General features: G+C 43.4%; 23 protein-coding genes and 1 other RNA gene. 9 read left to right on the plus strand and 15 right to left on the minus strand.

Translation table 11 applies throughout. The features are described 5' to 3' along the window. Positions 1–66: 66 nt before the first annotated feature. The 4 genes from QZX97_RS08025 to QZX97_RS08040 all read right to left on the minus strand — a co-directional run bounded on the left by QZX97_RS08025 (position 67) and on the right by QZX97_RS08040 (position 4,118). Entirely contained in the window at positions 67–1,308 is a 1,242-nt protein-coding gene (locus QZX97_RS08025) for a TCR/Tet family MFS transporter (RefSeq protein WP_295648605.1), read from the minus strand. Positions 1,309–1,422: 114 nt separating this feature from the next. Then, positions 1,423–2,130 carry a TIGR00730 family Rossman fold protein gene (locus QZX97_RS08030; RefSeq protein WP_295648606.1) on the minus strand — a complete coding sequence of 236 codons (708 nt, stop codon included), beginning with the start codon at positions 2,128–2,130 and terminating at the stop codon, positions 1,423–1,425. A gap of 109 nt (positions 2,131–2,239) precedes the next feature. Next, entirely contained in the window at positions 2,240–3,721 is a 1,482-nt protein-coding gene (locus QZX97_RS08035; RefSeq protein ID WP_295648607.1) for a sodium:solute symporter, read from the minus strand. Between the two features lie 43 nt (positions 3,722–3,764). Next, entirely contained in the window at positions 3,765–4,118 is a 354-nt protein-coding gene (locus QZX97_RS08040) for a four helix bundle protein (protein ID WP_295648609.1), read from the minus strand. A gap of 176 nt (positions 4,119–4,294) precedes the next feature. Here QZX97_RS08040 and recR point away from each other — a divergent pair, with 176 nt between their 5' ends. The 3 genes from recR to QZX97_RS08055 are packed head-to-tail and all read left to right on the plus strand — an operon-like array spanning position 4,295 to position 6,554. After that, positions 4,295–4,912: a recombination mediator RecR gene (recR, locus tag QZX97_RS08045; protein ID WP_295648611.1), complete on the plus strand. Its 618-nt coding sequence runs from the start codon at positions 4,295–4,297 to the stop codon at positions 4,910–4,912. Between the two features lie 5 nt (positions 4,913–4,917). Further along, a complete protein-coding gene (locus QZX97_RS08050; RefSeq protein ID WP_295648613.1) occupies positions 4,918–5,742 on the plus strand; it encodes a glycosyltransferase family 2 protein in 825 nt (274 codons plus the stop codon). Further along, the gene (locus tag QZX97_RS08055; RefSeq protein ID WP_295648615.1) at positions 5,739–6,554 is read left to right on the plus strand and encodes an SDR family oxidoreductase; all 816 of its coding nucleotides are present in this window, start codon (positions 5,739–5,741) and stop codon (positions 6,552–6,554) included. Before QZX97_RS08050 ends, QZX97_RS08055 begins: the two co-directional genes overlap by 4 nt. Before the next feature lie 106 nt (positions 6,555–6,660). Here the strand turns inward: QZX97_RS08055 and QZX97_RS08060 are convergent, their stop codons facing one another. The 10 genes from QZX97_RS08060 to QZX97_RS08105 all read right to left on the minus strand — a co-directional run bounded on the left by QZX97_RS08060 (position 6,661) and on the right by QZX97_RS08105 (position 14,927). Next, positions 6,661–7,182, minus strand: a complete 522-nt coding sequence (locus QZX97_RS08060; protein WP_295648617.1) for a DinB family protein — start codon at positions 7,180–7,182, stop codon at positions 6,661–6,663. A gap of 142 nt (positions 7,183–7,324) precedes the next feature. Further along, positions 7,325–8,698: a sigma-54 dependent transcriptional regulator gene (locus QZX97_RS08065; RefSeq protein WP_295648619.1), complete on the minus strand. Its 1,374-nt coding sequence runs from the start codon at positions 8,696–8,698 to the stop codon at positions 7,325–7,327. A 153-nt stretch (positions 8,699–8,851) separates the two neighbouring features. Next, positions 8,852–9,255: RNase P RNA component class A (rnpB, locus tag QZX97_RS08070), an RNA gene on the minus strand. 62 nt (positions 9,256–9,317) lie between these two features. After that, positions 9,318–9,743 carry a cytochrome c gene (locus tag QZX97_RS08075; protein ID WP_295648621.1) on the minus strand — a complete coding sequence of 142 codons (426 nt, stop codon included), beginning with the start codon at positions 9,741–9,743 and terminating at the stop codon, positions 9,318–9,320. A gap of 7 nt (positions 9,744–9,750) precedes the next feature. Continuing rightward, entirely contained in the window at positions 9,751–10,377 is a 627-nt protein-coding gene (locus tag QZX97_RS08080) for an SCO family protein (RefSeq protein WP_295648623.1), read from the minus strand. Next, positions 10,374–10,787 (minus strand): lipoprotein, encoded by a 414-nt coding sequence (locus tag QZX97_RS08085; protein WP_295648624.1) that lies wholly within the window; start codon positions 10,785–10,787, stop codon positions 10,374–10,376. The genes QZX97_RS08080 and QZX97_RS08085 overlap by 4 nt, the downstream gene beginning before the upstream one ends. Positions 10,788–10,918: 131 nt before the next feature. Further along, a complete protein-coding gene (locus QZX97_RS08090) occupies positions 10,919–11,371 on the minus strand; it encodes a DinB family protein (RefSeq protein WP_295648640.1) in 453 nt (150 codons plus the stop codon). Positions 11,372–11,608: 237 nt separating this feature from the next. Next, positions 11,609–13,459: an ABC transporter transmembrane domain-containing protein gene (locus tag QZX97_RS08095; RefSeq protein ID WP_295648643.1), complete on the minus strand. Its 1,851-nt coding sequence runs from the start codon at positions 13,457–13,459 to the stop codon at positions 11,609–11,611. Between the two features lie 160 nt (positions 13,460–13,619). Continuing rightward, positions 13,620–14,138 carry a hypothetical protein gene (locus QZX97_RS08100; RefSeq protein ID WP_295648646.1) on the minus strand — a complete coding sequence of 173 codons (519 nt, stop codon included), beginning with the start codon at positions 14,136–14,138 and terminating at the stop codon, positions 13,620–13,622. A 12-nt stretch (positions 14,139–14,150) separates the two neighbouring features. Then, the gene (locus QZX97_RS08105) at positions 14,151–14,927 is read right to left on the minus strand and encodes an SAM-dependent chlorinase/fluorinase (RefSeq protein ID WP_295648648.1); all 777 of its coding nucleotides are present in this window, start codon (positions 14,925–14,927) and stop codon (positions 14,151–14,153) included. Between the two features lie 101 nt (positions 14,928–15,028). On the opposite strand from QZX97_RS08105, the gene QZX97_RS08110 reads away from it, so the two are divergent. The 5 genes from QZX97_RS08110 to QZX97_RS08130 all read left to right on the plus strand — a co-directional run bounded on the left by QZX97_RS08110 (position 15,029) and on the right by QZX97_RS08130 (position 18,873). After that, positions 15,029–15,985, plus strand: coding sequence for a PhoH family protein (locus tag QZX97_RS08110; protein WP_295648651.1), 957 nt, complete (start codon positions 15,029–15,031; stop codon positions 15,983–15,985). 98 nt (positions 15,986–16,083) lie between these two features. Further along, entirely contained in the window at positions 16,084–17,028 is a 945-nt protein-coding gene (locus tag QZX97_RS08115) for a phosphoribosylaminoimidazolesuccinocarboxamide synthase (protein ID WP_295648654.1), read from the plus strand. 54 nt (positions 17,029–17,082) lie between these two features. Beyond that, complete coding sequence (locus tag QZX97_RS08120) at positions 17,083–17,460, plus strand: STAS domain-containing protein (protein ID WP_295648655.1); 378 nt, start codon at positions 17,083–17,085, stop codon at positions 17,458–17,460. 22 nt (positions 17,461–17,482) lie between these two features. Next, positions 17,483–18,394: a ribonuclease Z gene (locus QZX97_RS08125; RefSeq protein ID WP_295648657.1), complete on the plus strand. Its 912-nt coding sequence runs from the start codon at positions 17,483–17,485 to the stop codon at positions 18,392–18,394. A gap of 11 nt (positions 18,395–18,405) precedes the next feature. Beyond that, entirely contained in the window at positions 18,406–18,873 is a 468-nt protein-coding gene (locus QZX97_RS08130; protein WP_295648659.1) for a CYTH domain-containing protein, read from the plus strand. Here QZX97_RS08130 and QZX97_RS08135 read toward each other — a convergent pair whose 3' ends face one another. After that, positions 18,874–19,497: a phosphatase PAP2 family protein gene (locus tag QZX97_RS08135; protein WP_295648663.1), complete on the minus strand. Its 624-nt coding sequence runs from the start codon at positions 19,495–19,497 to the stop codon at positions 18,874–18,876. Between the two features lie 488 nt (positions 19,498–19,985). On the opposite strand from QZX97_RS08135, the gene QZX97_RS08140 reads away from it, so the two are divergent. Next, positions 19,986–20,599 (plus strand): glutamine synthetase beta-grasp domain-containing protein (locus QZX97_RS08140; RefSeq protein WP_295664561.1); only part of this gene is annotated, 614 nt, incomplete at its 3' end.

Genomic DNA, 20,599 nt, shown 5'->3' on the forward strand with positions numbered 1-20,599 from the left:
AAAGTAATCTTCCATGAATGATTTGTCGGGAAAGTTCTGCACACCTTACAGCACAGGCGGGGATGCTTATACTACTTCGGCCTGTTTAGCCTCTTTCTTAAAGTTCCTTACCGCTAATAAAGCGCTGATCAGCATACAAACCGCGCCGGCCATAAAAGGTGCCCCGGCAAATTGTATGGGTGCGGCTTTCGAAGTAAAGAAAACAAACAAAGGGATCATTGTCATAGGCCCCAGAATTGTGGTAACACTGATCAAACTGGTCAGGCCACCCTGCAGTTCGCCCTGTTGGTTGGCGGGTACAGATGAGGTAATGATGCTTTGCAAGGCAGGCCCGGCTATCCCGCCAAGGCAATAAGGTATCGAAAAAACAAACATCATCCAGCTTTGCCCAGCGATTGAAAATAATACAAGCCCGACCATGTACAGCAGCAAGCCGGTAACCACGCTGCGTTCGTTGCCTAATTTAGGTATCACCACCCTGCTTAGTAAGCCTTGTATCAGGCCGACCAATAGGCCGATACAGGCTAAGGAGTAACCTATCATTTGCTTGCTCCAGTTAAAGCGATAGATGTTAACATAGTTCCATACGCCCTGTACCGATTGCGCGGCCATGTAAATGAAAAAGAAAGATGCCACCAAACCTAAAACAGAGGGGAATTTTGCCAATTGCAATAACGAACCTACAGGGTTGGCGCGTTTCAGTTCGAACGGGCGGCGTTTATCAAGCGACAATGATTCGGGCAGGATAAAATAGCCATAGGCAGCATTAAGCAGCGCTAAACCTGCTGCAGCATAAAATGGCACACGCAACCCGATTTCGCCCAACACGCCCCCTAAAAATGGTCCGATAAAAAAGCCCAGGCCAAACGCCGCACCTACCATACCGAAGTTTTTTGCACGTGTTTCGTTGGTGCTGATGTCGGCAATATAAGCGGTAGCCGTGGTAAAACTCGCTCCGGTAATACCTGCAATGATGCGTCCAATAAAAAGCCAACCGATGGTAGGCGCGAAGGCCAGAAACAGATAGTCGATACCAAAACCGAATAATGAAGCCAACAACACCGGGCGGCGTCCATATTTGTCGCTCAGGTTACCAATAACGGGGGCAAATACAAACTGCATTAAAGCATAAGCTACGGTAAGGTATTTGCCATAACTGGCAGCATCCCTGATATCACTATGCAGTAAATGCATGATCAGGTCGGGGAATACGGGTATGATGATACCAAAGCCTATTACATCAATAAGCAGGGTGATAAATATGAACCATATTGCCGCTTGCGGCTTTTGTTTGGCCAATGTTTCCATATCCGCAAAATAAAACTTTTATGGCAAAGTTGCTCTTGATTTAATATTATCTTTTAAAAAACAACGCAGCTAACCGGTTGTAGCTTTTTTGAGGTTTTTAAGCGAACGTGTGCCTTAAAAATTTGGTTTCAACACATACTTATTGTAGAACCTGAAGATATGTTCAACGGCCTCTTCAGGCGTATCAACCAGACGGTACAAGTTCAAATCATCCGGATTAATGTTGTGTTCGGTATTTAACATGGTTTCTTCTACCCATTTAAACAAGCCTCCCCAATATTCAACACCTACAAAAACGATGGGGAAACGGGCTATCTTGCCGGTTTGAATCAAGGTTATTGCTTCAAATGATTCATCCATGGTACCGAAACCTCCGGGGAGGACGATAAAACCCTGCGAGTATTTCATGAACATTACCTTCCGTACAAAAAAGTAATCAAACTCCATCATTTTGTCGCGGTCGATGTAAGGGTTGTGGAACTGCTCAAAAGGCAGTTCGATATTCAAACCAACCGATTTACCTCCGGCTTCGTATGCGCCTTTGTTGGCTGCCTCCATAATGCCCGGACCACCGCCCGATATCACACCGTAACCACGCTCGGTTAACAAGCGTGCGGTCTCTTCCGACATTTTATAGTATTTGTTGTCGCGTTTGGTACGTGCAGAGCCGAATATTGAAACGCAGGGGCCTATTTTGGCCATTTTTTCAAAGCCATCAACAAACTCAGCCATGATCTTGAAGATCTGCCAGCTATCGGTTACCTTAATTTCCTGCCAGTTTTTGTTTTCAAAGGCATGTCTTATTTTTTCTTCACCAGTCATAATTTTTTATCAAAGGGTGTAAAGATAGTGTTTTGTTCATGGTATTTTTTGTTCATAGTTCATAGATCATGGTTCATAGTAAAAAAATTCATTGGGCAATTTCTTGCTATTAACTATGAGCCATGAACTTCTTTTTACTCGTTACACACAAACCAACAAAGGTAATCAAGCCGTTTACAATAATGAGTTCGTTATCAAACACATAGCCACCCAACAGCGTTTTTGAGTTCGCGCTCAGGTAATAACATACTGCGGGGGATATCAAACAGATAAAAGGCACCAGCTTGTCGGCAACCTGCCTTTTGCTTACAAACAAACCAAATGAGTATAAACCTAGTAATGGGCCATAAGTGTATGATGCTACCTTGAATATGGCAGTCACGATTGCGTCGTTATTGATTTGGTTAAAGATGATAATGGTTAAAAACATCAATCCCGAAAAGGCGATATGTACCATATGCCTTGCGCTTACCATTTTTTTGCTATTGATGTTTTGGCTTTTGCCGAAGTTTAGAAAATCTACACAAAAAGAAGTAGTTAGTGCCGTCAATGCGGAATCGGTTGTGGCAAAGGTCGCTGCAGTCAATCCGAGCATAAATACGATGGCCGGTAGCAACCCTAAATAATTCAAAGCAATGGTAGGATAGAGGTAATCTGTTTTGGCTACGGTTATGCCATTATGCTGCGCATAGATGTACAGCAATGCGCCCACACTTAAAAAAAAGATGTTGATGATGACGAAAACAGTGGTAAAGCTGAACATGTTCTTCTGCGCTTCGCCGATGTTTTTGCAGCTCAGGTTTTTTTGCATCAGGTCCTGATCCAAACCCACCACGGCGATGGTGATAAACAAGCCACCCAAAAACTGTTTACCAAAATGGAACTTGTTACCGATGAAATCCGTCCAGAAAAAAATTTTGGAGTAACTGCTGTTCTTTATCGCGTCGGCAGCCTCAAATACATTGTAGTTTAAGCTGCGGCAAATGAAATAAATAGATAGAAACACCGATGATACCAGAAACAGGGTTTGCAGGCTGTCGGTAATAATAATGGTTTTAAGGCCGCCTTTGTAGGTGTATAGCCATATTAGCGACAGGCAGATGAGCACCGTTACGCCAAAAGGCACATGGTAGCTGTCAAAAATAAACTTTTGCAATACGATCACCACCAAATACAACCTGAACGCCGAACCAATCACACGGCTGATCAGAAATATACCGGCGGCTGTCTTGTAACTCCACTTGCCTAAGGCTTGTTCAATGTAACCGTAAATGGAAGTCAGCTTTAAGCGATAATACAATGGCAATAGCACCAAAGCGATAATGATAAAACCTGCAGCGTTGCCCAGTACAAATTGAAAGTAAGCAAACTGATCGCCGGTTGCCGCGCCAACTTTACCGGGGACAGAAATAAATGTAACCCCACTTAAAGCCGTCCCGATCATCCCGAAAGCCACCAAATACCATTTGGAGTTGCGGTTGGCTACAAAAAAGGTATCGTTATCGGATGATTTTCGGCTGGTTATGAACGAAATGACGATCAACACTAAAAAGTAGCCGATGATGAACGAGAGTAGGATTAGTGGCGACAATTTGTTCATAGTTCATGGTTCATAGATCATAGCCGAAAAGGGTTTAATCTAATGAGTTTCTCAAATTGGTAATCATTTTAACTAAAACTTCGTATTCGTTATACAAATCCTTAAACTTATCTTCTTTAATATAGCCTCTTTTCTTAGCAATAAACAAACAGCTAACCACCTCTATACCGGACCCGAGTGCGTATCTGAGAAATTGTTTAAATACTGCTTTTGTTTGACCTGTGGACCCTTCTGCAATATTTAATACAACCGAGTCAGCTGCTCTTTTTATCTGAGAGGTAAGTATGAAAAGCTCGTCTTTAGGAAATCCTTTTGTTAGTTGATTGATAAGTTCACCTAAATCCAGTGCTTTTTGCCAAACCTGTAAGTCTTCAAACCTGAATGCCATGTTGATTATTGATTAGTTCAATGATATGAAATAAGTTTCTAAGTTCATAGTTCATAGTAAGACCACGGGTGATTTTACTATAATTCTTATTGCTATGAACCATGAACTATCAACTATGAACAAAAAAAACCATGAACCATGAACTATGAACCATGAACTATCATTATTTTCGCAAAATGAACTTTTCATCAAAGTTGCTGGAGGCTGCTGTGGCCGAGTTTTCTAAATTACCTGGGGTGGGTCAAAAAACTGCTTTGCGCCTGGTGCTCCACTTGCTAAAGCAAGACAAGGATGAAGTAGAGCGCTTTAGTGCATCGGTGAGCAAGTTGCGCAACGAAATCCAGTTCTGTGGTATTTGCCATAATATATCTGATTTGCCCGTATGCGAAATATGCTCGGCACCCAAACGCGACCGCTCTTTGGTATGTGTTGTTGAGGACACCCGTGATGTAATGGCCATCGAAAATACCAACCAATACAACGGACTGTATCATGTACTGGGCGCACTGATCTCTCCAATGGACGGTATAGGCCCTACCGACCTTGAGGTGGACTCATTGTTAGAACGCCTTAAAAATGATGAGGTTAAGGAGGTTATATTTGCCCTGAGCACCACTATGGAGGGCGATACCACTATTTTTTACCTGCACAAACGTTTAAAAGATTTTAACATTATCCTATCGACTATTGCTCGTGGCATAGCTTTTGGAGGAGAACTGGAGTACGTGGACGAGATCACATTAGGTCGGTCCATTACTACCAGGGTTCCTTACAATAACGCTATGGCAAAATAGTCTACATGAAGCTCTCCATCATCATTGTTAATTACAACAGTCGCGACCGCATTAAACGGGCATTGGCTACCTTGCAAATTGCAACGAAGGAAATATTGCACGAAGTTATTGTTGTAGACAACGCCTCTGTCGATTTTTCGGCCCCCATCATCAAAAGCCGTTTCCCGGATGTTAATCTGATAGAGAACCAAAGGAACGAAGGTTTTTCAAAAGCAGCCAATCAAGGTATCGATGTGGCTCAAGGCGAATATATCCTGTTGATTAACCCTGATACTTTAACCAGCGAGGATACCCTGCACAAAACCCTGGCCTTTATGGATAGCCACCCGCAAGCAGGCGGTATGGGCGTACGAATGACAAACGCCGACGGTCAATTTTTGCCTGAATCAAAACGCGGACTTCCCGCTCACTGGGCATGTTTTTTTAAATTGACAGGCTTTTACAAGCACTTCCCCAAATCAAGGCTATTGAACCGTTACCATGCCGACTGGACCGAGGATTTTGAAGTTTGCGAGGTGGATTTGCTGAGCGCCGCTTTTATGCTGCTGCGGAAAAGCGCTTTCCAAACCATTGGCTTGTTCGACGAACGTTTTTTTATATACGGTCAGGACATCGACCTGTCGTACCGCCTGCGTTTAGCGGGATACAAAAACTACTATTTCCCCGCAACATATGTCGTCCATTTAAAGGGGCTCAGTCTTGATAAATTCAGTTGGAAGTATATATCTAATTTTTATGGCGCCATGTTTATATTTGCCGCCAAGTATTTCGTTAAATCCTCAAAACAAGGGTTAAGCGGGGTACATCAATTAGACACACCGGCAATATGAGTTTTAAAGATAAGGTAGTTATCATCACAGGGGCATCATCGGGAATAGGCAAAGCCATGGCCGAAGAATTTGCGTCGCGCGGCGCAAACCTGATATTAGGAGCAAGGCAATACGTAACGCTATGCGAAATAGCCCAGGAACTCGAAAAGAAATATAACATCCGCGCAGTAGCCGTAGCATGCGATGTTTCCATTCAAGAAGACTGCAAATTATTGATCATGCAGGCCATACAAACCTTTAAACGGATAGACATTTTGGTGAACAATGCCGGTATATCCATGCGGGCTTTGTTTAAGGATGTTGATGTCGATGTTCTGAAACGTATAATGGATGTCAATTTTTGGGGAACAGTATATAGTACCAAATATGCAATGCCCGAACTACTGAAAACCAAAGGCACCGTAGTCGGGGTATCATCTATTGCCGGTTACAAAGGCCTTCCGGGCCGTACAGGTTACTCCGCATCCAAATTTGCCATGAACGGTTTTTTGGACTCCCTTCGGGTTGAAAACCTTAAAACAGGAATAAATGTGCTAACCGCATGTCCGGGTTTTACCAACTCCAACATCCGCAATACGGCTTTGGCCAAAGATGGTACTCAGCAGGGCGAAACGCATATGGACGAGGGCAAGCTGATGTCAAGCGAAGAAGTTGCGAAACGGATAGTTGATGGTGTAGCCGCCCGTAAACGTACCCTCATCATGACAGGGCAGGGCAAGCTCACTGTTTTACTTAGCAAATTTATTCCCGCCAAGCTGGACCGGTTGGTGTATAATGTATTTGCTAAGGAGAAGGATGCCTTGTTGAAATAAAAGTCTGAAAAGAAAAAAAGCGGTTCCTGCCCTGAATTATCGACGATATTTATTCGAAAAATATATCAGCAGAAACCGCTTTGTTTGTAGTGATATAATGTGCCTCTTAAAACAACATCTCTCCCGGTGGGGTAACCCCCTTTAAACGCAGGTAAACTGTTGTTTGTCCACGATGGTGTGTTTGGTGTTCAAATGCTTTTGCCAATAACTGCCCCTTGGTAACTTTCTGCCCTTCGGCTGTTACCATATCCTGCATCTGCTCGGCAGTCATGCCTTTTATAGCGTTGATTGCATAATCATAGCTGTCCATAACGGCCTTGGTGGTTTCCTCTTTGGTTTGCGCAACAGTCTTTTCAATCGATTTTTGTCCGAAACTGCTTGGCGTGCCGCTTGCGGTTGACAAAAAGAAATAGTTGGCATCGGCCAGGTGCAGCATTTGAGCAGCGAAAGTGCGCACTTCGGGCGTAGCTTTAAAAGCGTAGCCATCGGCGGGCATAGCATCCAAATACGCTTTGGTGTAAGCTTTGGCCCGGATCCATTCGCCCACTACCTGGTCTTTGGTCATTTGTGCGAAAACCGATGTGCTGGCAACCGTCAGCATGGTAAACATTAAGAATAGCTTTTTCATGATTGGTTTTTTTTGTGAAATGTGAAAACTTGCTTTTAGTTTTAGTTTAAAACTAAGATACTAATATCGGGTTTTTGTTACATCAAAAAGGAGCTCTCAGGCTCCCTCTTTTTGACTTTTGAATTTTAACTTCTGAATTGATTTATTCCCCCCGTTTCAAACCGTACTTCTCTATCTTACTGTACAGGTGGCTGCGTTGTATGTCGATATCGTCAGCCGTTTTCGATACGTTCCAGTTGTTCTTTTCGAGTTTGAACTTGATATACTCGCGCTCAGCATAATCCTTATATTCCTGGAAGTTTTTAAACTGGTCGAAATCCGTTTGTGATGAACCTGCAGCAACTGCCGCCACCGGCGATGATGGATTGGCGAAAGCTCGCACATCATTATCGGTAATGGTTTTATCGCTCAGGATAATAAGGCGTTCTATCATATTGCGCAGCTCGCGGATATTGCCTGTCCATGGCAAAGCACGTAAGGCTTCTAAAGCTGGTTCCGAAATCCGCTTTACCGGCATGCCGTAGTCGTTACATATCTCTTCCAAAAAGCTTTGCGCAAGCAAACTAATATCGTCCTTGCGTTCGGTTAATGGCGGTACATGTATCAATATCACGCTCAAGCGGTGGTAAAGGTCCATCCTGAAGTTACCTGCTTCTATTTCTTTCAGCAGGTCTTTGTTGGTTGCTGCAATCACGCGTACATCAACCTCAATTTCCTTTTCGCCGCCCACACGACTGATTTTGTTTTCCTGCAGCGCCCGCAATACTTTGGCTTGCGCCGATTGGCTCATATCACCAATCTCGTCCAAAAACAAAGTGCCGCCGCTTGCCGACTCAAACTTGCCGATGCGTTGTTTGATAGCCGATGTGAACGAACCTTTTTCGTGCCCGAACAGTTCGCTTTCTATCAATTCGGAAGGGATGGCAGCGCAGTTTACCTCGATGAGCGGTGCATTGTTGCGGTGCGATTTTTCGTGCAGCCAGCGTGCCACAAGTTCTTTACCACTGCCATTGGCGCCGGTAATCAATACGCGGGCATCGGTCGGGGCAACACGGTCAATGGTTTCTTTGATCTTCCCGATAGCTTGCGATTCGCCCAGTATTTCGCGTGTTTTGGATACTTTACGCTTTAAAACCTTGGTTTCGGTAACCAATGAGCCGCGGTCCAAAGCGTTGCGCACAGTAATAAGCAAACGGTTCAGGTCGGGTGGTTTGGATATAAAATCGAAAGCGCCTTTCTTGCTGGCTTCAACCGCCGTTTCAATCGTCCCATGGCCCGATATCATAATGAATGGCAGATCGGGCTTAATGCTCAAGCCTTCCGACAGTACTTCCATACCGTCCATCTTATTCATCTTGATATCGCACAGAACCAGGTCGTAATCGTTCTTTTGGATGAGTTCGAGACCGTCGACTCCGTTGTCAATATCTTCAACGGTGTAATCTTCGTACTCTAATATTTCGCGCAGGGTATTGCGTATCGCACGTTCATCATCAATAATCAGGATTTTTGCCATAAAGTAATAAGGTTGTCGTTATAAAAACGATGCTTTCGCATCAGCCAATATAAACATTCTATGATGTATAGAAAACTAAACACAAAAAGGCCAATAGTGTTTTTGGTTTTTAAAAAAATAAAATCCCTTCGCTTTGGCGAAGGGATTTAAATTCCAGTAAGCAGGCCTGTAAGCCGGGTTCTGTTCCCCTTTGCAGGGTTCCTATCATTAATCTGCCCCCGGCATCGCTACCGGGATGTAACAACCTACCCATCCCAACGCTAATATCCCAAAGGACACTAAACGGGAGCGAGCAGCTCCGCTTTCGGGACCTATTTGGTTTTTCAACTCCTGGGGTTTACCGCAATGCATGTTGCCATACAAGGCCGTGAGCTCTTACCTCGCGTTTTCACCCTTACTCCCGTCCCGATAGCTATCGGGATTGGGAGCGGTTTATTTTCTGTGGCACTTGCCGTCGCCAACTGGTGGCGCCTTCCCGTTAGGAAGCAGGATGCTCTGTGTTGCCCGGACTTTCCTCCACCCGCCAATCGACGGGCAGCGATAGGACGGTCTGCTTTAGCACAAAGGTACAGTTTTTATGTAAGATGGAAGATGTAAAACGGAAGATGTAGTTTCCGCTTCAATTGCAATTAGACCAATCCGCATTCACTTTCGGTGCATCTATCAATCCCAATTTATTACCAAACGAATTGGTTACATAGGTCAATATCTCAGCTACCTCAATAGCACTCAGGTTGTCCTGAGCGGGCATTTTGCTGTTAAATGTTTTACCCGCCAGGATAACAGGCCCGCTGGCTCCGTTTTTTACAAAGCAGGGCAGTTTCGTGATGTTTTTTTTCAGGTAAACCGAATCGCTGAAAGGGGGTATCAATTGCCCAAGGCCTTCGCCATTCATACCATGGCAGTTTTGGCACTTGGTCTGGTATAGCAATGAACCCGAAGTATAGTACCGGTTAAATGTCATGTCGCTCTCGCTTTGGCACGATGAAACAATGGCTGCAATGGTGATAAACAGCGCAATAATAAACAAGAACTTCGCCTTCATAAAATGATTACTCTTGTTCCAAAGTATGCATATCCGCTATCAGCTGTTTTACGGCGTTCACGTCGGTGCCATCATACGCTCCGCGAATGCGTTTTTGTTTGTCGATAAGCACAAACCAGCCCTGGTGCACGTAGCCGCCTTCGCCTTTATCATTCACGGCTACTAAATAATGTTTTTCGGCCAATGTGTAGGTAGCTTCTTTTGGGCCTAACAGCAACCACCACGAGTTACCACTAATGCCCAGCTTATCTGCGTACTCTTTCAGCACGGGTATGGTATCGTGCCGCGGGTCGATAGTGTGCGATAATATTTTAACCCCGCTATCGGCCTTAAACTCGTTATAAACTGCCAGCATATTGCGCTGCATAATCGGGCATATATTGGGGCAGCTGGTAAAAAAGAAATCGGCCACGTAAATTTTTCCGTCAAGGTCTTTTTCGGTAATGGTTTTGCCATATTGGTTTACAAACGTAAAAGGCGGTATGGTTTTGTATATCGTGTCCACCTCGGTTTTACCGTCAACGGTTTTACTTACCGTTTGGCGTTCGCCGTAAATAGGCAGTATTTTTTTATCGGGATGACTGCAACTTGCCAAAAAAACAATGGCGAAAATAGCATATAGGGCGTTTTTCATTTTTTCTTTATTTTATCAAGATAAGCGGCCGATGCAGTCGTGGCATCAACCAGCATCGAGTCCACCTGTTTTACTTTAACCTGTTGCTGTTGCAGATACGTCATTATCTCGTCGTGGCTTTTGCCCGTGTAGTCCAACGAAAATCCCTTCATCCAGTCGCTCATGGCGTCGTCGGCTTTTATCAGTTGGGTACTCAGTTGGCTTAGTTGCTGTTTGTCTGTTTTAAGGCTGTCGGCTTTGTGTATCAGGGTATCCAGTTTCATCTTGTTCACCATAGCTTTTTCATCATCGCCCATCACCTTGTCGTGAAAATCAAGTATTTGTTGCTGTAATGCCTTTTCCTGTTTTTTGTTATCGTTGCAGGCGCTCAACGTTAAAGCGATTACAGCTATGGTTAGAATTTTTTTCATAACGAGTAGATTTTAAATATGTTCGAATGTCTGTTTATTAGCATACGAGTACAAATATATGAATACGATGAAGCCATTTGCATATCCGCACATTTTCTCATCCCGATAGCTATCGGGAGCACATTGAAAAATCATCTGCGCACATATACAATAAAATCTAATGGTGACAAGACAAATCCCTCTTCCTTCATCTGCACCATCAAGCCACCACGATGGTGCGTACCATGATTGATGACATGCGTCATAATGTCCACCAGTTTGGTATCAAAGGTATCGCCTGCCGAATTGGTATAATGCACGGTGTTATTAAAATCTGTTTCCTGCAGGTCATCAATAAAACCAAGCCAGTCGCGGTTGCAGCTTACCATATCAGTTTGCATTTCGTGCGGCAGCAACTCTGCCCAAACAGCCGTACTTTGCGGTAAGCCCATCACCCGGTCGAGCCAAATACGCTGCGCCGATATCATGTGCGAAAATACCTCGTAAATACGCTCGTTTTGCGGAAACTGGTGTTCAAACTTATCAAGTAAAACCTGGTTGGCCCATCGGTCGTACTCGAAAAGTTGTTTAAAGTAGTGTTTCATGGTCGTCTACTTATGGGTAAATATGGGTGTTTTGTAGTTTTATTTCGAATGTCGAATGTGGAATCCCGATAGCTATCGGGACGAATTTAGTTATGGGTAAATATGGGTGTTTTTAAAATACTTTTTACGCATTTCAACTTTAACGCCCAATCCATACAATATACAAAATTTCGACCGGTTTACCAAATCTGTTTTATCATCTGCACATTTTCTCATTTGCAGATATGCAAATTCAAATTAGGTTAGCGGGCCTTCAGTTACATACTGCAATCCGCTCAAATACTTATACAATCCGCCTTCGTTTTTTACCAACTCATCATGACTGCCCCGTTCAATAATTTCGCCTTTTTCCAGTACAATGATCTGGTCGGCCTCGCGGATGGTGGATAGCCGGTGTGCTATGATAATGGAGGTCCGGTTTTTCATCAGCACCTCCAAAGCCTCCTGCACCAAACGTTCCGATTCCGAATCGAGCGACGAGGTGGCTTCGTCCAATATCAATATAGCCGGGTTTTTTAACAATGCTCTGGCAATGGCGATACGCTGTCTTTGCCCGCCCGATAGTTTTACACCGCGTTCGCCAACAATGGTATCATAAGCTTCCGGGAACCCCGTTACAAAATCGTGAGCGTTGGCTTGTTTGGCTGCTTGTATAATTTCTTCTTCGCTTGCGCTCAGTTTGCCATAGGCTATATTGTCGCGTATGCTGCCGCCAAACAGCATCACATCTTGGGGCACAACGGCCACCTGGTTGCGTATGTCGGTTAAAAGGTATTCCGCGGCCGGTTTACCATCAAACAAGAGCTCACCGCTTTGCGGATGATAAAACTGGAGTATCAATGCCGCCGTTGTCGATTTCCCCGAACCACTTGGCCCAACAATGGCCACCTTTTGTCCGGCTTTGGCCTCGAACGATACGCCCTTTAATACTTCTATTTCCGGTCGTGAAGGATAATGAAATTGCACATCCCTGAATTCCAGGTTGCCTTCAATCTTTTCTTTAATGGCATTGTCAGTTTCGTTGATGGAGATATTCTCGCCTTTTTCATCCAGTATCTCCAATACGCGTTCGCTGGCGCCTATGGCCCTTTGCATGCTGGCATAAAGTTCGGGCAGGTTGCCCATGGCAGCCGATACAAACGCCGAGTACAATATAAAGCCAAACAATGCCGGGAAGGTAAAGCCGCTGGTCGGGTCGCCAATTAAGGTAGCGCCATACCATATCATACAAAAAATACCACCAAACATCACAAACGTAATGAATGAGGAGAACAAACCCCGGAATATGGAACCTTTAATGGATAAGCGTACCACGTCCTTAATAATATCGGTATACCGTTTAGCCTCAAAGGCTTCGTTTACAAATGCTTTTACATTGGCAATGCCTTGCAGTGTTTCTTCAACTACTGTGTTCGATTCTGCCAGTTTATCCTGCGTTTCGCGGGCCAGTTTGCGGATGAAACGCCCAAAATATTTTGCAGATATAATTAAAATAGGGATGCTCAATATCATCACGGCGGTCAGCCTGGGCGATATGATGACCAAAAAGGTAAGGCCACCGATAATGATGATGGTTTGCCTGATCATTTCGGCGAAGATGCTCGTAATGGCATCCTGTATCTGCGAAAGGTCGGCACTGATACGGCTGTTCAGTTCGCCAACCCTGCGGTTGGAAAAAAAGTTCATATCGAGGGTAATGAGTTTAAAAAAAGTGTCGCGGCGAATATCCGCAACGGTTTTTTCGGATACCTGAACAAAAAAAGTTACCCGGAAAAAAGATACGATCGCGCCGATCAGTTGAATACACATGGCGCCCAGGCCCACGTACATCAAACTTCTGAATTGTTTGGGTATGACCTGGTTATAACGCCCCTGGGTAGCATCAAGCAAGGCCTTTAAAAAAGCCGGAAAGGCCAGTTGTGTTAGGCTTGCTATAACCAAAAAGAAAAAACCTGCTATAAATTTAGCCCTGTAAGGTTTTACATAACTTAATAACTTACCAAATTTCTGCAAACTTTCTTTACTGAGTTTTGCTTTAGGAAGGTCTTTTTTTGATAACGTTCCGCTGTTTAAATTACCTCTTGCCATGTATGTTTAATGTGCTGATGAAAGATAGCAAAAATAACCCTAACGGTATCTCCATTTTCTGCTTTGCTGATAAAAAACAAAAATTGACATAATAATGAGTACCGGGATAGTTTGCTATCAGGCGAGTAGACGTGTCGTACGCCAAATTACTTTAAATTTTCTAATATCTTTTTCGTCTCTTTCTGCGAGAAAACAGAAATATCGAGATCAGGGCCAAGGTAATAATCAGGATAAGATAATATCCCTGACGTTTTTCAAAGGCGTTTTCCTCTTCTTTTTGCTGTTTGAGCAGCAACTCGTTTTGTGCCCGCAGTTTATTGATAGTGAGCATATAACCCGGTATCAGGTTTTCCGATTCCTGCGAATGTTGCTGCACCTGGTTTTGCTGAAAGGTTTTATAATCGAACAGCACTTTCAGTTCTTTAAAGATAGAATCGTCGGTACGTACAATATCCATCAAAATTTCGCCGGAGTGCTTGATGTCTTTTTTGGTTTGCCAGCCAAATATGCCGGTATGTTCGTCCAAACTTTTGGTGTATTGACTAAATTTTTCGCTGCGCTGTGCCAGCATGTTGTTTATCCGTTGCCGCTGTAGCTGATAAGCCACCGAATCTGGGTTTTGCGCAAACAGGCACGCAAAAGGTGCCAGTAAAAAAAGGCAGAACAATAATTTTTTCATTACAATAAAGCTTTACTGGAAATCGATGATTACGCTATCGCCCAGGTTCAACCCTAATAACCCGCTGGCGTTCCCTTTGTTTATGGCAATTTCCAAATGGTCGCTAATGCCAAACAAACACAGCTTTTCTCCTTCGGGCACCTCGTTATAATGCCAGCTCAGGTGAGTAATGGTTTCATTGCGTTTAAAGTACAAAACAAAGCGTCTGTTACTTTGCACCCTGCTAAAAAACTCCTTGGTAATATTGGTAATCACGTTTTGGAACGAGTCTATATAGATAACACTGCCTTTAATGGTGTTTTTCTCCACAACAGGGGCAAGGTTCATTTTCTTTTCAAATGCCGTTACCGGGATACCTATACCGGTAAGCGCGCCGCCTTTGGCCAAATGGCAGGCTGCTTTTACAAAAACATCGGCAATGGGGAAGTGCAGAAACTTAAGGTCCTGCATAATGTTGATTTCCACAATTTCCTGTGCTTCGGCGTCAAACATCAGCGAAAATATGCCGTTATCGGCACCCACAAAAAAATGGTTTTTATATCTTACAGCCAGGTATCGGGTATGTTCGCTGTACACCGTATCTATGCCAATAAGGTGAACTGTATCGTCAGGAAAATAATGAAAACTATTTTTTAAAATGAATGCGGCTTGTTGTACATTAAACGCGGCAACGGAATGGGTAATATCAACAATGGTAACCGTTGGTTCCAACTTTAAAATACTACCTTTAAGGGCGGCCTGATAAATATCTTTATCGCCCAAATCAGTAGTTAAAGTTATAATTGCCATTAAATTTTAAAAATATATTTACTAATCTTGTAATCAAGAAAAACCAGCTGCAAATATTCAAATTTAATCCACAAAATCCGCATCTTAAATAAATCCATAGCTTGAACGAACTAAAATTAACGATTGAACATATCAACCCCGCGGTACTTTGGGGGGCTAACAATGATCATTTCGAGGTCATTAAAAAACAATATCCCAAACTTAAAATAGTTGCGCGTGGCAACGAAATTAAGATTTTGGGCGATGATGCGGAGCTGAACCTTTTTCAGGATAAAATGAACAAACTGATACAGCATGTCGAAAAGTTCGACAGCCTGAACAGTAACGATGTATCGCGTATACTCGGTTCAAGCATCCAGGAACCTTCAACCGAATTGAACGGTGATAAATCGACCACAGGCGAGGTCATCGTTTTTGGCCCTAACGGCATTATGGTAAAAGCCCGCACGGCCAACCAACGCCGCATGGTAGATACCATTGCCACTAACGATATTGTGTTTGCCATCGGGCCCGCGGGTACTGGTAAAACCTATACCGCGGTAGCTTTGGCCGTACGTTCGCTGAAGAATAAGGAGGTGAAGCGTATCATCCTGACCCGACCCGCAGTTGAAGCAGGGGAGAACCTCGGTTTTTTACCCGGCGACCTGAAGGAAAAAATAGATCCGTACCTGCGCCCGCTTTATGATGCGCTCGACGATATGATCCCAGCCGATAAGCTAAAAACTTATTTAGAGAACCGTACCATTGAGATAGCACCGTTGGCTTTTATGCGTGGCCGTACATTGGATAATTGCTTTGTAATATTGGACGAAGCCCAAAACGCCACCGATATGCAGCTCAAAATGTTCTTAACGCGTATGGGCCCATCTGCAAAGTTTATTGTTACCGGCGACGTTACCCAGATAGATTTGCCCAAAAAGCAGCAATCTGGTTTGCATACCGCTTTAAGGATACTGACCGACATCAAAGGCATCGACATTATTTACCTTACCGGCGAAGATGTGGTACGCCACAAACTGGTACGCAAAATTTTGGCCGCTTACGGGGATATACAATAGTAACGTATTGCGTAATTAGTATTGCGTATTGCGATTTTTTATCATTAAAATAATGCGTTTGCTATTGTCTCAATACGCAATACGCACATCTCAATACAATGACCGCTATTAAAGAAACACACTTCAACTTCCCAAACCAAACCGCCTTTTATAAAGGCAAGGTAAGGGACGTATACACCATTGCCAATAAATACCTGGCCATGGTAGTTACCGACCGCATTTCGGCATTCGATGTGGTTTTGCCAAAACCTATACCTTATAAAGGTCAGGTGCTTAACCAAATTGCCGCTAACTTTTTAAAAGCTACCGCTGATATTGTACCCAACTGGGTATTATCCGTGCCCGACCCTAACGTAACCATAGGCCGCATTTGCGAACCTTTTAAGGTGGAGATGGTGATACGCGGCTATCTGGCCGGCCACGCCGCCCGCGAGTATGCTTTGGGCAAACGCTCCGTTTGTGGTGTAACGTTGCCGAGTGGTTTAAAAGAAAACGACAAACTACCCGAACCCATCATCACACCTACAACCAAAGCAGCTGTAGGGCATGATGAAGACATCTCACGCGAAGATATACTCGCCAAAGGCATTGTGGCCGAAGCCGATTATGTGAAGCTGGAAGCCTATACCCGCGCCCTGTACAAACGCGGTACTGAAATAGCTGCCAAACGCGGTTTGATTTTGGTGGATACCAAATATGAGTTTGGTAAGGTTGATGGCGAGATATACCTGATAGACGAAATACATACACCTGACTCATCGCGGTACTTTTATAAAGAAGGTTACGAAGAGCGTCAACAAAAAGGCGAAGCACAAAAGCAATTATCAAAAGAGTTTGTGCGCCAATGGCTGATAGAAAACGGTTTTCAGGGTAAAGACGGCCAGCAAGTGCCCGAAATGACCGACGAAAAGGTAAACTCCATTTCCGAACGCTATATCGAGCTTTATCAACAAATCATCGGCGAAAAATTTGTGAAACCCGAAAGCAAGGATGTGCTGAAAAGGGTGGAAGAAAATATTACTATTGCATTAAGTAAATTTTAACCCTATTTTTATTGCAGGTAAAAATATATATCTTTATCATCTTAATCTGAAGCGATGAAATTTAGTGTAGATAAACACGAAAAATATGTATTGGTTAAGTTGAACGAGACAAAGCTCAACTCATCCATTACGCCTCAATTGAAATCGGAGCTGATTTTAATGAACACCGAAGGTCAGCGTAATATCATTTTAGACCTGTCGTCTATAAAATTTGCCGACTCATCGGGTCTGAGCAGTTTATTGGTGGGCCACCGTTTGTGTAAAAACGCGGAGGGTACATTTATATTGTCGGGCCTTACCGATTCTGTGGCGAGGTTGATTACCATATCGCAGTTAGACAATGTATTGTCGATAGTAAACAAAACCGAAGAAGCAATCGACCTGATCTTTATGGAAGAGATCGAAAAAGGTCTCAACAGGGAAGTGAGATAACATTCTTTCTATTTAACCGAACATGAGGTTTGATGTAACGATCCTGGGCAGTAGTTCGGCAACTCCAATTTATAACAGAAATCCAACAGCACAGGCGCTCAATATCAACGAGCGCTTATATCTGATTGATTGCGGTGAAGGCACGCAACAGCAAATGCTACGCTTCGATGTCAAGTCGAGCCGTATCGACTATATCTTTATTAGCCACCTGCACGGCGACCATTACCTCGGGCTTTTGGGCTTGTTATCCTCGCTTCACTTGAACGGGCGTAAAAAACCGATAACACTCTTTGCCCCGCCGCACTTAAAAGAGATTATCGACCTTCAGCTCAAATATTCGCAAACCGAGCTGCATTTTCCTCTTCATTTTCATCCAACCAATACCGTGGCTCCCGAAGTGATACTGGACAACCAGGATATCACCGTCGAGACCATTATTTTAGACCATAGGATACCTTGCACCGGCTTTTTATTCAGGCAAAAACGCCGCCTGCGCAAAATTATTAAAGAAAAAACGGAAGCATTGGATGTTCCGTTAAGTTATTACCCCATATTAAAAAGGGGGGTGGACTATTTTGCGCCCGATGGCACTACCTATCCCAACGTCGAATTGACCACCAATTCCGAAGAGCCCAAAGCTTATGCCTATTGTTCAGACACGATTTATAATGAAAGCTATTTCAAACAAATAGCAGGCGTGGATTTGCTTTACCACGAGGCAACCTTTGCCAATGATATGTTGGACCGCGCCAACGAAACCTATCATACCACCGCCTTGCAGGCAGGCGAAGTAGCAAAAATTTGTGGTGTTAAAAAATTGATTATCGGCCACTTTTCAGCACGTTACAAAACGCTTAACGAATTGCTTGAAGAAGCAGCTTCCGTTTTCCCGAATACCGAACTGGCCATTGAAGGCCGCACATTTATCATTTAACCTGGTTTCCAATGGGTGTCGAGATTGAAAGGAAATATCTGGTAGACCTTAAAAAATGGGAAAAGGTAGATAAGCCAATTCCGATGCATTTGGTACAAGGATATATCCACAAAGAGCCGTCAAAAACAGTGCGGGTAAGGGTAGCCGATACGAAAGGTTATATCACCATAAAAAGTAAAACTACAGGTATATCAAGGTTTGAGTACGAGTATGAGGTACCTTTAACCGATGCCCGCGAAATGCTGGCCACCTTTTGCGGCCATATCATCACAAAAAACAGGTACAATATTGTTTTTGCTGATAAATTATGGCAGGTTGATGAGTTTTTGGGTGATAACAAGGGGCTTTATGTGGCAGAAATCGAACTCAAAAACGAAGCAGAAGCCTTCGATATGCCCGATTGGATAGGCGAGGAAGTCACCTCTATCAAAAAATACTTCAATTCTTATTTGTCGGTGCAGCCATACACCACCTGGTAATTACGAAAGGAACAGGTGGAACAAAGAAAAGCCAATGACAGTGCCTAAAACGCTGCCGGCCAAAACCTGCATGGGCGTGTGCACCTTTAAATAAAGCCGGGCCAAACAAACACCGATGGTTGATGCCAGGATAACGTAGTACAATATCACAAAATTGTATTCGTAAAACTTGTATTGCAACACATACAATATAGCAAACAATCCCCATGCACCACAGGCATGTGTGCTGATTTTCCAGAACGGCGTAATAATAGTCAATGCCAAAACCGAAGCTGTAACCGCTATCATGGATAGGGCCAGTGCGTTATGGAAACCTTCTTTATTCACCAAAAACAAACATATCCCGCCATAAATAATGCAAGAGAATATTTGCGGAATGGTGCGGTCCTTTTTTTCGTGTAACGACAGGGAGGAGATGATTTTCTTTTTATAGAGTATAAAAACAACGATAAAAGGGGCCAATACAGTGCCCAAAGCAATATATAGTATGGCCAACAGTTTGCTGCCTATCCCTACAATGTCCGTTACATGGGGGAAATAAAACAAAATGATAGCGAACAGATATGTTGGTGCCAATAGCGGTATCAATACAATGGATAAAAAATTGGCAGCAAATCTCTTCATTACAAGCAAGGGGGTGTAGGTTGGTGTTTTAAACAAATAATCTATCGCTAAGAGAATAAAATTATGTGGTTTATCCAAACAAAATTAAAGCAAAAAGCTGCGTTCCGGAAAAAAAGCGGACACGGTTAAGACTCTTCATCGGCAAAAGTTAGGCCCCGGCTTTATATATTATTGATTATCAGCTTCCGGAAAAATGCTCCTCACAGCGTTTTTTTATATTTTGATGAGGATTTTATAAATGCGGTGATTTTCAAAATTAAACCCAAGGAAAATATTGGGATACAGTACTTTTTTTCGTTTTTTGCGAAATTTTCGATGTGTTTCTTGCAAAAAACAAAGTGATTTCTTTATTTCACCCTACTTAATAGATTAATTTCATAGATTTTTGTAAAAAAAAGAGAAATTTTTATAAATTCGCTTTTATATTTGCAATATCTCTAATAAAAATCACATATTTGAATCAAGCTTTACAAAACAATTAAACAACAATGGCAACAAAACTCGAGTACATTTGGCTTGACGGCTATAAACCAACACAAAGCCTTCGCAGCAAAACAAAAATTGTAGATGATTTCGGTGGTAAATTATCTGAATGCCCTGATTGGAGTTTCGACGGTTCTTCAACCGAACAAGCACCAGGCGGTTCTTCGGATTGTATTTTGAAACCTGTTTTCATTTGCCCCGACCCGCAAAGAAAAAGCGCATACCTTGTAATGTGCGAAGTATTGGATTCTACCGGTAAGCCCCACGAATCGAATGGCCGGTCGTTGATACAAGACGATGACAACGATTTTTGGTTTGGTTTTGAACAGGAATATTTTCTTTGGGATCCTGAGACTGACAAACCACTTGGTTTCCCTAAAGGTGGTTACCCTGCGCCGCAAGGCCCGTACTATTGCTCAGTTGGCGCAAAAAACGCTTTCGGTCGCGATATCGTTGAAGAGCACCTTGACGCATGTTTAGAAGCCGGCTTAAATGTTGAAGGTATCAACGGCGAAGTTGCTGCAGGCCAATGGGAGTTTCAGATATTTGCCAAAGGTGCTAAAGAAGCAGGTGATCAGATCTGGGTTGCCCGTTATTTGTTAGAAAGAATAGGCGAAAC

It is taken from the genome of uncultured Mucilaginibacter sp. (assembly GCF_903893715.1).
Classification (GTDB): domain Bacteria; phylum Bacteroidota; class Bacteroidia; order Sphingobacteriales; family Sphingobacteriaceae; genus Mucilaginibacter.